The organism is Pseudomonas sp. TE9122 (genome assembly GCF_056278925.1).
In genome coordinates this window covers 154,805-169,484 of record NZ_JBWBQI010000001.1, presented here as the reverse complement: position 1 = coordinate 169,484, position 14,680 = coordinate 154,805, and the positions used below count along the sequence as shown (strand labels likewise).

Below are 14,680 nucleotides of genomic sequence, written 5' to 3'. Positions count from 1 at the left end.
TGTTCGATGGAAATTGTCATGTCCAGGTTTACTGCTGTCCCCTGCGCGGAATCTGCCCGCGCGCACTTTGCCCTGAATGAATCGCCGATTCGTTGCAGGCACGCTATTGCCGTCCTTTGCGGCGTACTGCTGACTCCGCTGGCGCTGGCCGACGATCACGCTGGCCAAGAAAATGAATTGAGCCCGACGGTGATCACTGCCATCGCTCCAAGCTCACCACTGACGATCGTCACCGACCCCAAGGATCCGCGCCAACCGGTGCCGGCCAGTGACGGCGGCGATTACCTGAAGACCATTCCCGGCTTCGCTCTGGTGCGCAATGGCGGCACCAACGGCGATCCGGTGCTGCGCGGCATGTTTGGTTCGCGGCTGAACATCCTCACCAACGGCAGCATGATGCTCGGCGCTTGCCCTGGCCGGATGGACGCGCCGACTTCGTACATCTCGCCGGAAACCTACGACAAGCTCACGGTGATCAAAGGTCCGCAGACTGTCCTGTGGGGGCCGGGCGCATCGGCCGGTACGGTGCTGTTCGACCGTGAGCCGGAGAACTTCGGCGAACTCGGCACTCGCGTCAACGCCAGCCTCCTGGCGGGCTCGCATGGGCGTTTCGACAAGGTTGTCGACGCCGCTGCCGGCGGTCCTCTGGGTTACGTGCGGGTGATCGGCAACACTGCGCATTCCGATGACTATCGCGACGGCAACAACGACATCGTCGCCTCGCGTTACGACAAGTGGAACGGCGATATCGCACTGGGCTGGACGCCGGATGCCGACACCCTGATCGAACTTACCGCCGGCAAGGGCGATGGCGAGGCACGGTATGCCGGGCGCGGCATGGACGGTTCGCAATTCCTGCGTGAAAGCCTCGGCCTGCGCTTGGAAAAATCCAACATCAGCGAGGTGCTGGAAAAACTCGAGGCACAGGTTTACTACAACTACGCCGACCATGTGATGGACAACTACACCCTGCGCACCCCGTCCGGCACCGGCATGATGGCAGGACCGATGGCGTCCAACGTCGACCGTCGTACCCTCGGTGCACGGATCAAAGCAACCTGGCGCTGGGCTGATGTTCAGCTGATCACCGGCCTCGACGCACAGACCAACGAGCACCGTCAGCGCAGCTCAATGGGCATCGATACCTACAAGGACCTGCCTTACAGCAAGGACGCCGATTTCCACAATTACGGTGTGTTCAGCGAAATGACCTGGTACGCCGCCGAGCGTGATCGCTTGATCACTGGCGCTCGGGTCGATCGCGCCTCGGCGAAGGATTATCGGCAAACCACAGGGTCGGGGATGATGTCCCGCCCCAACCCGACCGCCGACGACACCCGCGCCGACACGCTGCCCAGTGGCTTCGTGCGCTATGAACACGATCTGGCCGACAGCCCGACCACGCTTTATGCAGGCCTCGGCCATGCGCAACGCTTCCCGGATTACTGGGAGTTGTTTTCGCCCAAGTCCGGCCCGGCAGGATCGGTCAATGCGTTCGACTCGATCAAACCGGAAAAGACCACGCAGTTCGACTTCGGCGTGAACTACAAGAGCGCCGACCTCGAAGCCTGGGCCTCGGGTTACATCGGTGTGGTACGCGATTACATCCTGTTCGACTACACGCCGGGAATGATGGGCATGAGCACCTCGCGCGCCGAGAACATCGACGCGCGGATCATGGGTGGCGAACTCGGAGCTGCCTACAACCTGACCGACCACTGGAAAGCCGATGCGACCCTGGCCTATGCCTGGGGCAAGAACAGCAGTGACGACTCGGCATTACCGCAGATGCCGCCGCTGGATGCGCGCTTCGGCCTGACCTACAGCGAGGCCAAGTGGAGCGCCGGCGCATTGTGGCGAGTGGTCGCCGCGCAGCACCGCATCGACGCGAACAAGGGCAACGTGGTCGGCAAGGATTACGCCCAGAGCTCCGGCTTCGGCGTGTTCTCGCTCAACGGCGCGTACCGCATCAACCAGCACTGGAAGGTCAGCAGCGGCGTCGACAACCTGTTCGGCAAAGCCTACGCCGAACACCTGAATCTAGCCGGCAATGCCGGGTTCGGCTATCCGGCCAACGACCCGCAAGCGCTCAATGAACCGGGGCGCACGCTCTGGACCAAAGTGGATATGAGTTTCTGACACCCACCCATGTGGGAGCGAGCCTGCTCGCGAAGACGGCACCACGGTCGGCATCGATATCGACTGAACAACCGCTTCGCGAGCAGGCTCACTCCCGCAGGTAAACAGACAACGAAAAGAACCAAGCCCAGCGGAGCACACGTGATGCAAAAGCCTCAACCCAATTTCTACAACCTGGCCTGGCGCTGGCATTTCTATGCCGGGCTGTTCGTCGCGCCGTTCATGGTGATGCTGGCCCTGACCGGGATCATTTATCTGTTCAAACCGCAGCTCGATTCGCTGATGTACAGCAGCCTGCTCGAAGTGCCGGCCGGGCACCACACGGTGCCGGCCGATGACTTGCTGCAACGGGTGAAAAGCGCTTACCCACAAGGCCAGGTCACCCAGTACCTGCCGCCGGTGAATGCCGAGCGCAGCGCGCAATTCGTGGTGAAGAACGCCGGTCATGAACTCAACGTGTTCGTCGATCCGTACCACGGTGACATCCTCGGCGAGCAGGATGCCAAGCAGAACCTGCAAGCCATCGCCCGCGCGATCCACGGCGAATTGATGATCGGCACAGTCGGCGATCGCCTGATCGAAATGGCCGCTGGCTGGGGCGTAGTGCTGGTGGTGTCGGGGCTGTTTCTGTGGTGGCCGCGCGGTCAGGCGGCGGGCATTCTGTGGCCGCGCCTGAGCAGTCGCGGTCGGGTGTTGTGGCGCGACCTGCATGCCGTCACCGGTTTCTGGGGCGCGACATTGCTGTTGGTGATGTTGCTCAGTGGCATGACCTGGACCGGTTTCTGGGGCAAGCAATACGCGCAGGTGTGGAACGTGTTTCCGGCAGCGATGTGGGACAACGTGCCGACCTCCGACATCGAGGCACGCAGCCTCAACAGCGCCACCCGCCAGACCGTGCCATGGGCGATGGAAAATACGCCGATGCCGATGTCCGGCGACCACGCCGAACACATGAATCACGGCAATGCCCATGCCGGCCCCGCAGCACCCGCGATCAGCCTGCAGGACGTGCAGAACATCGCCAGTGAACGCAAGGTTGAACCCGGCTACAGCATCACCCTGCCGACCACCGCCACCGGCGTGTTCACCATTGCCGTGTTCGCTGATGACCCGCGCAACGACGCCACCCTGCACGTCGATCAGTACACCGGCAAGGTCCTCGCCGATGTCCGCTTCGAGCACTACGGCACCGTCGCGCGCGCCACGGAAATCGGCGTGATGTTGCACGAAGGCAAGATGTTCGGCACCTTCAACCAGATTGTCGTGCTGCTGATCTGCCTGATGATTCTGCTCAGCGCCGTCAGCGGCGTGGTGATCTGGTGGAAGCGTCGGCCTGAAGGCAAATTCGGTGTGCCGCCGCTGCGCCATGACCTGCCGAAGTGGAAAACCGGCGTGGCGATCATGCTGGTGCTGGCGGTGGTGTTTCCACTGGTGGGGGCGTCGCTGGTGGTGGTCTGGTTGCTCGACCGGTTTCTCGTGCCCCGACTTGGCGAGCGTTCCGCGCAGGTGCAGCGTTGATGTGACGGGCGCGGGCCGTTGCGGCGGCCCACGCCTGTTCATTCATTTCACTTACAACTCGTCGCGCAAGCGCACGGTTCCGGGTGTCGGGGTCTGCTGACGACGGCTTCGCCAGGTAGTGTTCATGCGGCCGGTCTGGCGCCAGTAATAACCGCCGATCAGCACCCGAAACTCACCCAGCGCCATAAGCCGCGAAAGAAACTCTCCAGGGCTCAGCCGGCTGATCCAGCGTCCGCCCTCGAAAGTGGCTGAGCGGGTCAGCAACAGATCTCTTTCCGCCCTTGAATAGATGGGTGTGTACTTGAGCAGCACATCGTGCGGTGTTGAATAGTAGTAGTGCAGGATATGCACGCCTTTTTCCGTGGGTGCATGGGTGTGCGCATGCACCAGCGAAGGCGCAGCGTAATTGGCATAGACCTGATCCACGTCCGCCGCCAGCGTGGTGTTGCCCGAGACATGCAATTGATGGGTGGCCATCACCGAGTAACCCTCGGGATAACGCGGCGCCGGATCGCGCCAACTGACAGCCGGATCCGCGACGGTACGCAGTATGCGCAACAGCGGATTGTCCTCGTTGGCCAGATACACGATCGGCTCAAGCGGAACGAAGCGAAGGCTGGACGGGTTCGCCAGAATCGCACTCTCATAACCGGTGCCTATTACCGCCTGGCCGGCTACCCGCCCATGAACATGGCAGGCGGCATCATCGGGATGATGAAAGACAGGTCCCAGCGCTGGCGCCGGATGCTCGCGCCAGCGTTGCTCACTGGACACCTCGGTCAGCCGTGGCTGCCAGTGTTCATCCACCTGACCATGCCGCGACCAGTATTCACTGGTTTCGATTACCTCAAGTCGACCGGCATGAGCCATCCGTTGGACATAGTCGACAAATCTGAACGTACCGCTGGCAATGCCCCGCTCATCGACCGCCGCTTCCACCTTCGACACAAAGGCATTGGGGCGCAGTTGCACTTGCCCGAACTCATCGTAGAAAGTGCCGGGCTCGAATGCATGCAGTTGCAATTTCAACAACGCGCCATCGGCGCAGGAGAAGTAGATCGGCCGGTACCCCTGGGGCGTGTTGGCCCATGCGCAGGCTGCCTGGACATCGTTGGGCAGCAGAAAAAAGTGCCGCATATCGTCCGGCCGCGCGCCCAGAGGTGGCAGCGCTGCTCGCAAATAAATGGCGCTCAGACTGAAACCTGACGGCAGCTTGCCCTGTTCGAAAACCCGATCCAGCGCCAACCCCGAACGCTGCACCGCAACTGGCAGAGTGGACACCAACAGGTCTTCAGGGCCGTTCAAAACGTAGCCGAAAGTCTGCGCATCCCTGCTCAACGACAGTTGATGAGCGTAACGCGCGGCAGCGTCTGCCTGGATGAACAGCGGGCTGCCGACCTGGCTGCTCAACGCCTTGTCATAATCTGCGGCCGGCAACAGATCCCCGGAGTATGGTGCCCACTGGATAATCTGGCGCGGTTGCCCCCAGATCGCGCTTGCGGCGACTACCCACAGACGTCCGGCCCTGGCCAGATCGTTCACCCATTCGACGGGTTTCAATTGCCGATCGCGCAGGCGCTGTCTTATCGCTTTTGCATCGACGACGGACAGCCGCTCGCCCTGATCAAGCAGCTGCGAAAGCAGTTCGGCTTGCGGCCGATAGCCAATCACCGCGCCATCCGGACAGAACAGGTACTCATCCCGTGGGGCGGGTGTATAGCGAACCAGCGAACCGTCCGCCGCCACCCGGTATTCCTCTTTAATGCCGCGTTTGTTGAACGCCGACTCCAGCACCTCGACCGAAAACACGTTCTGGTACACCTGCTTTTGCACAGGCGCCAAGACCAACGACACCTCCTGGGCGACGCGCGAGCGGTACCGCGCCACGATGCGACAACCCGCAGGAAACAATCCGGCGGCGCGACTTTCCTCAGGGCAGATATCGGTGAAATCGAAATCCTCATGGCTGACTTCAACGGGCACTGTGGCGACGTAGCGCTTATCGACCGTCTCCAGAATCAGCCCGCCATGCACTCGGTCGGTCACCAGAGGCACGAGTGTCCTGGCGTGGACGGCCGCGTCGTCAGCTGTCTGAAAAACCGGACCGAGCCTGCGCCGTTCGAGATTTGCGTACGGTTGCCAGGTGACATTGATCTGCCCCGTCCGGTCCCAGCACAGACCGGTGCGCATGACGGAGAGCTCGCCGCTGCTGGCGACCTCATGGATAAAGTCGGTCGGTAGACGGTTGCCAGCGGCCAGATCGCTTTTGATCTGTTCAAGCGTGCGCTGGGACGAGGCGTCATGAAACAGCTTGCTGGACTTGCTCCACACATATTTGAGCAACGCACCATCGCGCACTGCGAGATAAAGCGCTGCGGGAACGTCCGGCACCATGACCGGGCGCCGGCCGCCGTAATACATCGAGGCTGTCAGGTGGTCCGGCGAGATGAAGTAATGCGCCAGCCATTCATCCGGGCTTTTCGTCGGATCACCGGCTCGTTGCGACGCATAAAAATTGCCGTGCAGTTCGAAGCCCTCGGGCAACGCATGCCAGGGCTCTGAGGGCAGGTCGGCGAAAACCGAATCGAGCCTGAACAGATTTTTGCCTTGATCACTGACGGGCACCAGCTCGGTAGCCACATACTCTGGCCGGCTCTTGTGCCTGAGAATGAAGCCGAAGTACGCGCGCGTTTCGCCCTGTGGACGAAAGTCCCCCATGCATCGGTCCCGTGCAGCCTCATCCGCCGAGGGAAAAATCGCGCCGAATGCCACACCTTCCAGGCGTTTCCAGGGCAACGGCAACGTCAGCGGCGGCAACGGTATTTGCGGCTGCGGGAGTGGCGTGGGTTTGGGCAGGATCGGCTTGTCTCTGTCCGGCTGGGGATACAGAAGCGGCGGCAGTTGCACCACCGGCAACTGCGGCACGGGCAAAGGCGCGGGCGTGGTGCGCAGCGACCAGGCGGGCGGCACCCGCCCGCGATAGCCCCACAGTTCATTATCGATCAGAACCGTTAAACGTCCGGCCGCTGCCTGTTCACGAATGAAGTCCTGCGGGCGTTTACGGCCGCTGTCCAGTTCCAGCGCCAGGGCGCCCGGATGCTGGCGCGTGCCCAGGCGCCGGGCCAATTCCGTGGAGCCCGCAGATCCGATGACCTCATACCTGACGAGGCTGTCCGGCGCCGCGCTGACATACAAGGCAATCTCGTCGAGCAGGACTTGCCTGACCTCCGCCACACTCAACATCTGCAAGCTCACAGCCGCTTCCTGATACGCCCAGCCAAAAAGCTCTGCATCCACCGGCAAAAGTTGTGACAGCGCCGTGTGTGAGACGTAACGGGCGTGCAGCGCATGGTCGTCGGGAAAGACCGGACGCCCATGATTGTCCATCGGATAAAGCCTGCCCTGACTGAGCGTGTCGATATCTCCCGGCAACGGTTCGGTCACCACGAAGCGCTTGTCGCTGCGCTGAAAAACATACCCGGCGTACGGTTTGTCACGGCGCAGGCCGGCGAGTTCATGGGCATGGCGCACGGCATCATCGGCGCACAGAAAAGCGCCGCTCAATCGCGGCCAGGGGAAGTTCGCGAAGGGTTGCCATTGCAGATCCACCGGCCCCAGATGCGCCCACAGCGCACTGCCGCGCACGACCTCCAGGGTCCCGGCCAGTACCAGCATCGAGACAAATGCGCGGGTATCCAGTGTGCCGGCCAACAGCCTTGCCTGCACTCCATTGTCACCGACCGTGCCGTCCGACTGCGTAACGCTCAGTGCCGCTTCGATCGAATCGCCGCTGAAGCGGTACTTCAACATCGCATGATCCTGCGCCCGCATGTATAGCGACAACGCATGCCCTGCTTTCGCCAGATGTTTGCTGCGGGCATTCGCTTCGATAGCGACGGCGATCTCCCGGGGCGTGAAGAAGTTCTCGTAGAGCCACGGCTGAGCGGGTGGAAACTGCGCAGGGTCGGGCCGCGAGGCGAAGTAGAAACCCTCCAGCAAATAACCCCTCGGCAGCTGCAATTGCCCTTGGGCATCAACCGGAAATATTCGCTCAGGATCCCATGCAGCCAGTCCGGCCGGGCGCGCATGGGTGGCGACATACTCCTCGCCAATCAATTTTTTCAATATCAGGCCCGTCGTCTGTGCGCCTCTGGATTTCAAGGCGGCAAGCACGGCGCGTTCGGCATTGACGCATACCCGGGTCATCAGCGGCAGTTCGGTGACCACACCCGTGGAGAACGACGCGCCGGCCTTCCAGTCCGCAGGTACGCGCCCCACCGAGTAGCCCCAGTCGGCATTCGAAACAATGACTTTGAGTTCACCCACGGTCGCCAGCCTGTTGATCACCGCCATCACGTCATAGGCCCCAGCCGGATGGCCCGACGGCCCGCCGGACTGCTGCCAGAGGAAGTAGTCGCGTTCCTCGGGCGAGCCGCTCGAGACGTATTTGAGCAAGCTGCCATCCGGGCCTGAAAGGTAAGCGTTGCGGAAAAAATCCCGCGCCGACACATCGCCAATGAAATCGCCGCCTGAATAGAAGCTCATGAACAGCCTGAGCAGGGTTTCGTCCTGACGCCGATTGCCATTGCGGAACTGGTCATGTATCGGCGGATGGCTGTGTACGCTGGCGATACATCGGTAGCCCAGCGGATGGAGCATGCCGCCAAGGGCATCGGTCTGCACAATCGTGCCGAAGTCGAAGCGCGTGGCTTCACCTGCGATGGGAGAGGTGGCGAGGAATTTCCCGTCCGGTCGCAGCAGGATCACGCTGCCGTACTCTTTGTCCGGGTTCAGTGGAATCCGCGTGTGCACCCAATAGGCGGCGTCCTCTTCAGTCAGAAAGGCCGGGCTCAGTGGCGGCAGCTTGAACGTTGCTGAAGAACTTGCGGTACGACCGGATCGGCCTGAGACATGACTCATAAAAACCTGCGCTGAGAATCGGGATGAGCGCGTGAGTGTGGGCCGTCGGGTTTCACCTGCTGTGGTACATGTTTATCGTTTTTGTATCCGCATCTGCGCGACAGCCCGCGCCCCAATCTGGCGCAGCTGGACGCACCACCGCCCGACTACCGTCCCCTCCTGGTGCACGCATTCAGCACGCAAGCGCTCTGGCACGACATTTTCTTGCCTGAACGCGACCGGGCACAGCCTTTGCAAAACACACCTTCAGTCGTCCGCATCTGCCAACCAGAAAAAATCGAATGTTCATGGAGATCGCACAATGAAGCGTCGCAGTTTGATCAAGGCTTTCACACTCACGGCATCCATTGCCGCGATGGGCATGACCTGGACTGTCCAGGCCGCCGAGACCATCAAGGTCGGGATTCTGCATTCGTTGTCCGGGACCATGGCGATCTCCGAAACGTCGCTCAAGGACATGGCGCTGATGACCATCGATGAGATCAACGCCAAGGGCGGTGTGAACGGCAAGATGCTCGAGCCGGTGGTGGTCGACCCCGCTTCCAACTGGCCGCTGTTCGCCGAAAAAGGCCGGCAGCTGCTGACCCAGGACAAGGTCGCGGTGGTGTTCGGCTGCTGGACCTCGGTATCGCGCAAATCGGTATTGCCGGTGTTCGAAGAACTCAACGGTCTGCTGTTCTACCCGGTGCAGTACGAAGGCGAAGAGATGTCGCCGAACGTCTTCTACACCGGCGCCGCGCCGAATCAGCAAGCGATCCCCGCCGTTGAATACCTGATGAGTGAAGAAGGCGGCAGCGCCAAGCGCTACTTCCTGCTCGGCACCGACTACGTCTACCCGCGCACCACCAACAAGATCCTGCGCGCGTTCCTGCATTCCAAAGGCGTGGCCGACAAGGACATCGAAGAGGTCTACACGCCGTTCGGTCACAGCGATTACCAGACCATCGTTGCCAACATCAAAAAATTCTCCGCCGGCGGCAAGACTGCCGTCATTTCCACCGTCAACGGCGACTCCAACGTGCCGTTCTATAAAGAGCTGGCCAACCAGGGCCTGAAAGCCACCGACGTACCGGTGGTGGCTTTCTCGGTCGGCGAAGAAGAACTGCGCGGCATCGACACCAAACCGCTGGTGGGCAACCTCGCGGCGTGGAACTACTTCGAGTCGGTGGAGAATCCTGCGAACAAGAAATTCGTCGCGGACTGGAAAGCCTATGCGAAGAAACACAACCTGCCGGGTGCCGATAAAGCCGTGACCAACGACCCGATGGAAGCCACCTACGTCGGCATCCACATGTGGGCGCAGGCGGTCGAGAAAGCCAAATCCACTGACGTCGACAAGGTTCGTGAAGCACTGGCCGGGCAGACCTTTGCTGCGCCGTCCGGTTACACGTTGACCATGGACAAGACCAATCACCACCTGCACAAGCCCGTGATGATCGGCGAAATCCAGAGCGACGGGCAGTTCAACGTCGTGTGGCAGACCGAAGGCCCGATCCGCGCGCAACCATGGAGCCCGTTCATTCAGGGCAACGACAAGAAGCCGGATTATGCGGTGAAGAGCAACTGAGGCGAATTCAGTTTTTGAGGCGAGCATGAGACTTCCCCCTCACCCCAGCCCTCTCCCTCAGGGAGAGGGGGAAAGGGAGCCGATCTTCATGCTCTTCAGACCCTGAGTTCGACTCGAGTTCGCAGGTCGCAGCACATCGTCCAGACACCTCGGTCAGTCCCCTCTCCCTCCGGGAGAGGGTCAGGGTGAGGGGGCGGTTGAACAGGACACCACTAATGCCCACTGCCATACACCGCGTACTTCTCGCCATCGCACTGTTGCTGCCACTCCTGGCCCACGCCGGCGACGCCGAAGACTTCGTCGCGGCCAACCCGATGCAACAGGCCAAACTGCTGGAAGCCTGGGCCGCGCAGCCCGATCCGGCGCGTATCGAATTGCTCAACGCCCTGCAACAAGGCGAACTGACGATCGACGGCCAAGCGAAAACCCTGCGCCTGAACAATCGCCTGCGGGGTCTGATCGACACCGCAATGGCCAGCCATCAATTGCTCGCCGCTGACAGCAAGATCCGTCTGAGCGCCGCGCAGCAATTGCAGAAAAGCGCGAAACCCGCGCAGCTGAAATTTCTCGACCGGCAACTCGCTGGGGAAAAAGATCAAAGCGTGCATGCCGCCTTGAGCCTGGCGCTGGCCAATCTGCAACTGGTCGACAGCGACCCGGCGGTGCGCCTCGCGGCGGTACGTCTGCTCGGTGAAACCGGCGACCCGCTGGCACGCACACGCCTCGAAGGCCTGCTCGAACCGGGCGTGGAAAGCGATGCCGGCGTGCGTACCGCCGCTGAAACCAGCCTCGCTCAGGTCAAGCGCAAGCTGCTGATCGGCGAAGTGCTCGGCCAGGCCTTCAGCGGCATGTCGCTGGGCTCGATTCTGCTGCTCGCGGCCCTCGGCCTGGCGATCACCTTCGGCCTGCTCGGGGTGATCAACATGGCCCACGGCGAGATGCTGATGCTCGGTGCCTACTCGACCTACGTCGTGCAGTTGATGTTCCAGCGTTACGCGCCGCAAGCCATCGAGTTCTATCCGCTGATCGCGCTGCCGGTGGCGTTTTTCGTCACCGCCGCCATCGGCATGGCGCTGGAGCGCACGGTCATCCGCCACCTTTACGGTCGGCCACTGGAAACCCTGCTGGCAACCTGGGGCATCAGCCTGATGCTGATTCAGCTTGTGCGTTTGTTGTTCGGCGCGCAGAACGTTGAAGTCGCCAACCCGGCGTGGCTGTCCGGCGGCATCCAAGTGCTGCCCAATCTGGTGCTGCCGTACAACCGCATCGTCATCATCGCTTTCGCATTGTTCGTGGTGGTGCTGACCTGGCTGTTGCTGAACAAAACCCGCCTCGGCCTCAACGTGCGCGCCGTCACCCAGAACCGCAACATGGCCGCCTGCTGCGGCGTGCCGACCGGGCGCGTCGACATGCTCGCCTTCGGCCTCGGCTCGGGCATCGCCGGGTTGGGCGGCGTGGCGCTGAGCCAGATCGGCAACGTCGGTCCCGACCTTGGCCAGAGCTACATCATCGACTCGTTCCTGGTGGTGGTGCTCGGCGGCGTCGGCCAATTGGCCGGTAGCGTGCTCGCCGCATTTGGCTTAGGGATCGCCAACAAGATTCTCGAACCGCAGATCGGTGCGGTGCTCGGCAAGATCCTGATCCTCGCGCTGATCATTCTGTTCATTCAGAAACGTCCGCAAGGCCTCTTCGCACTGAAAGGACGGGTGATCGACTGATGAACCAGCCTCTGTTAGTCACGGCCACACAAAAGGCCGGGCCGAAAGTCACGCTCGCGGTCGGCGGGGTGATCCTCGCGCTGCTGATCGTTCTGCCGCTGCTCTCGTTGTTGTCGCCAGACAATGCCCTGCACGTCTCGGCCTACACGCTGACGCTGGTCGGCAAAATCCTCTGCTACGCCATCGTTGCTCTGGCGCTGGATCTGGTCTGGGGCTATGCCGGCCTGCTGTCGCTGGGCCACGGTCTGTTCTTCGCCCTCGGCGGTTATGCGATGGGCATGTACCTGATGCGTCAGGCGGCCGGCGATGGCTTGCCAGCGTTCATGACTTTCCTGTCGTGGAGCGAATTGCCGTGGTACTGGACCGGCACCAGCAGCTTCCTCTGGGCCATGTGTCTGGTGGTGCTGGCGCCGGGGTTGCTGGCGCTGGTGTTCGGCTTCTTCGCCTTCCGTTCGCGGATCAAAGGCGTGTATTTCTCGATCATGACCCAGGCCCTGACCTTCGCCGGCATGCTCCTGTTTTTCCGCAACGAGACCGGTTTCGGAGGCAATAACGGCTTCACCAATTTCCGCACGATCCTCGGCTTCGGCATCACCGAACCGGGCACCCGCGCGGTGCTGTTTCTGGCCACGGTGTTGCTGCTGGTGGCGAGCCTGTTCATCGGCTGGCGCCTGGCGCAAAGCAAGTTCGGTCGGGTGCTGACGGCGTTGCGTGATGCGGAAAACCGTTTGATGTTCTGCGGCTACGACCCGCGCGGTTTCAAGCTGTTCGTCTGGGTGCTGAGTGCGGTGTTGTGCGGTCTCGCCGGAGCGCTGTACGTGCCACAAGTGGGCATCATCAACCCCAGCGAAATGTCTCCGACCAACTCAATCGAAGCGGCGGTGTGGGTCGCCCTTGGCGGGCGCGGCACGCTGATCGGGCCGCTGCTCGGCGCCGGCGTGGTCAACGGCATGAAGAGCTGGTTCACCGTGGCCTTCCCGGAATACTGGCTGTTCTTCCTCGGCGCGCTGTTCATCGTCGTGACGTTGTACCTGCCCAAGGGCGTGATCGGTCTGCTGAAGAAACGAGGTGAACAATGAGAGTCACAGCGAGTGCTGAATTCATGCTGGAGCCGGCGTTTTTCCCCGTGGAACCGAACAAGGACGAAGGCACCAGCCGCGACTCGATCGGCCTCGGCCAGCGCGTCGGCCCGGGCCTCGACACCCGCCACGGCACGATCCTCACCCTGGAAGACATCAGCGTCAGCTTCGACGGCTTCCGTGCGCTGAACAATCTCAACCTGTACATCGGCGTCGGCGAACTGCGCTGCATCATCGGCCCCAACGGCGCGGGCAAGACCACGCTGATGGACGTGATCACCGGCAAGACCCGGCCCAGCCACGGCAAGGCCTGGTTCGGTGAAACCCTCGACCTGACGCAGATGAGCGAAGTGCAGATTGCCCAGTCCGGCATCGGCCGCAAGTTTCAGAAGCCAACGGTGTTCGAAGCCTTGAGCGTGTTCGAAAACCTGGAGCTGGCGCAGAAGACCGACAAGTCGGTGTGGGCCAGTTTGCGTGCACGCCTGAGCGGCGAACAGAAGGACCGCATCAGCGAAGTGCTTGAGACGATTCGCCTGACCACCTCGGTCAATCGCCAGGCCGGCCTACTGTCCCACGGCCAGAAGCAGTTCCTCGAGATCGGCATGCTGCTGATGCAGGACCCGCAGTTGCTCCTGCTCGACGAACCGGTGGCGGGCATGACCGACGCCGAAACCGAGTTCACCGCCGAGCTGTTCAAATCGCTGGCGGGCAAGCATTCGTTGATGGTGGTCGAGCACGACATGGGTTTCGTCGGCTCGATTGCCGACCACGTCACGGTGCTGCATCAGGGCAGCGTGCTGGCCGGGGGCTCGCTTGAGCAAGTGCAGGAAAACGAGCGCGTGATCGAGGTCTACCTCGGCCGCTGAAGACCTAGATCGTTCCCACGCTCTGCGTGGGAATGCCGCCATGGACGCTCTGCGTCCGCCGTTATGTGACGCGGAGCGTCACGGGATGCGTTCCCACGCAGAGCGTGGGAACGATCACCGGGGGAGAATTCGAACATGCTGCAAGTCGACAAGCTGCATCAGTACTACGGCGGTAGCCACATCCTGCGCGGCCTCAGCTTCGAGGTGAAAGTCGGCGAAGTCACGTGCCTGCTCGGGCGTAACGGCGTGGGCAAGACCACTCTGCTCAAATGTCTGATGGGCCTGCTGCCGGCCAAGGAAGGCGCGGTGAACTGGGAAGGCAAACCGATCACCACGTTCAAACCGCATCAGCGTGTGCATGCCGGTATCGCCTACGTGCCGCAGGGCCGTGAGATCTTCGGGCGCCTGACGGTAGAAGAAAATCTGCTGATGGGCCTGTCGCGCTTTCCAGGCTCAGAAGCCAAGGAAGTTCCAGGTTTCATCTACGAATTGTTCCCGGTGCTGCTACAAATGAAGCAGCGCCGTGGCGGTGATCTGTCCGGCGGTCAGCAACAGCAACTGGCAATCGGCCGGGCGCTGGCCAGCCGCCCGCGCCTGCTGATTCTTGATGAGCCCACCGAAGGCATTCAACCGTCGGTGATCAAGGAAATCGGCGCGGTGATCAAGCAGCTCGCGGCGCGCGGTGACATGGCGATTCTGCTGGTCGAGCAGTTCTACGACTTTGCTGCAGAACTGGCCGATCAATACCTGGTGATGTCGCGGGGCGAGATCGTTCAACAGGGTCGCGGTGAAAATATGGAGGCCGAAGGTGTACGCGGGCTGGTCACGATCTAACGCGCCGGTCTAATCTGTAGCTTCCTAACGATAATCACA

At 61.7% G+C, this 14,680-nt stretch carries 8 protein-coding genes; 7 read left to right on the top strand and 1 reads right to left on the bottom strand.

Annotated elements, in window-relative coordinates:
* Positions 1-18: 18 nt before the first annotated feature.
* Both ACZ9BE_RS00685 and ACZ9BE_RS00680 read left to right on the top strand, forming a co-directional pair.
* On the top strand, positions 19-2,139 hold the full coding sequence (locus ACZ9BE_RS00685) for a TonB-dependent copper receptor (RefSeq protein WP_256808221.1): 2,121 nt from the start codon (positions 19-21) through the stop codon (positions 2,137-2,139).
* A gap of 144 nt (positions 2,140-2,283) precedes the next feature.
* Positions 2,284-3,657, top strand: coding sequence for a PepSY-associated TM helix domain-containing protein (locus tag ACZ9BE_RS00680; RefSeq protein ID WP_256808224.1), 1,374 nt, complete (start codon positions 2,284-2,286; stop codon positions 3,655-3,657).
* Between the two features lie 51 nt (positions 3,658-3,708).
* On the opposite strand, the gene ACZ9BE_RS00675 is transcribed toward ACZ9BE_RS00680, so the two are convergent.
* Positions 3,709-8,577, bottom strand: coding sequence for a DUF4329 domain-containing protein (locus ACZ9BE_RS00675; protein WP_460160300.1), 4,869 nt, complete (start codon positions 8,575-8,577; stop codon positions 3,709-3,711).
* 301 nt (positions 8,578-8,878) lie between these two features.
* Here ACZ9BE_RS00675 and urtA point away from each other — a divergent pair, with 301 nt between their 5' ends.
* The 5 genes from urtA to urtE all read left to right on the top strand — a co-directional run bounded on the left by urtA (position 8,879) and on the right by urtE (position 14,641).
* Positions 8,879-10,144 carry an urea ABC transporter substrate-binding protein gene (gene urtA / locus ACZ9BE_RS00670; RefSeq protein WP_056787644.1) on the top strand — a complete coding sequence of 422 codons (1,266 nt, stop codon included), beginning with the start codon at positions 8,879-8,881 and terminating at the stop codon, positions 10,142-10,144.
* A 215-nt stretch (positions 10,145-10,359) separates the two neighbouring features.
* Positions 10,360-11,862, top strand: a complete 1,503-nt coding sequence (urtB, locus tag ACZ9BE_RS00665) for an urea ABC transporter permease subunit UrtB (RefSeq protein WP_150741643.1) — start codon at positions 10,360-10,362, stop codon at positions 11,860-11,862.
* A complete protein-coding gene (gene urtC, locus ACZ9BE_RS00660) occupies positions 11,862-12,941 on the top strand; it encodes an urea ABC transporter permease subunit UrtC (protein ID WP_056787639.1) in 1,080 nt (359 codons plus the stop codon). Before urtB ends, urtC begins: the two co-directional genes overlap by 1 nt.
* Entirely contained in the window at positions 12,938-13,807 is an 870-nt protein-coding gene (urtD, locus tag ACZ9BE_RS00655; protein WP_370593504.1) for an urea ABC transporter ATP-binding protein UrtD, read from the top strand. The genes urtC and urtD overlap by 4 nt, the downstream gene beginning before the upstream one ends.
* Positions 13,808-13,942: 135 nt before the next feature.
* Positions 13,943-14,641, top strand: coding sequence for an urea ABC transporter ATP-binding subunit UrtE (urtE, locus tag ACZ9BE_RS00650; protein WP_150741644.1), 699 nt, complete (start codon positions 13,943-13,945; stop codon positions 14,639-14,641).
* Positions 14,642-14,680: the final 39 nt, after the last annotated feature.

Excerpts from the sequence above, each read along its gene's own strand:
- ACZ9BE_RS00685 (WP_256808221.1), top strand. The coding sequence starts at position 19 with ATGTCCAGGTTTACTGCTGTCCCCTGCGCGGAATCTGCCCGCGCGCAC.
- ACZ9BE_RS00680 (WP_256808224.1), top strand. The coding sequence starts at position 2,284 with ATGCAAAAGCCTCAACCCAATTTCTACAACCTGGCCTGGCGCTGGCAT.
- ACZ9BE_RS00675 (WP_460160300.1), bottom strand. The coding sequence starts at position 8,577 with ATGAGTCATGTCTCAGGCCGATCCGGTCGTACCGCAAGTTCTTCAGCA.
- urtA (WP_056787644.1), top strand. The coding sequence starts at position 8,879 with ATGAAGCGTCGCAGTTTGATCAAGGCTTTCACACTCACGGCATCCATT.
- urtB (WP_150741643.1), top strand. The coding sequence starts at position 10,360 with ATGCCCACTGCCATACACCGCGTACTTCTCGCCATCGCACTGTTGCTG.
- urtC (WP_056787639.1), top strand. The coding sequence starts at position 11,862 with ATGAACCAGCCTCTGTTAGTCACGGCCACACAAAAGGCCGGGCCGAAA.
- urtD (WP_370593504.1), top strand. The coding sequence starts at position 12,938 with ATGAGAGTCACAGCGAGTGCTGAATTCATGCTGGAGCCGGCGTTTTTC.
- urtE (WP_150741644.1), top strand. The coding sequence starts at position 13,943 with ATGCTGCAAGTCGACAAGCTGCATCAGTACTACGGCGGTAGCCACATC.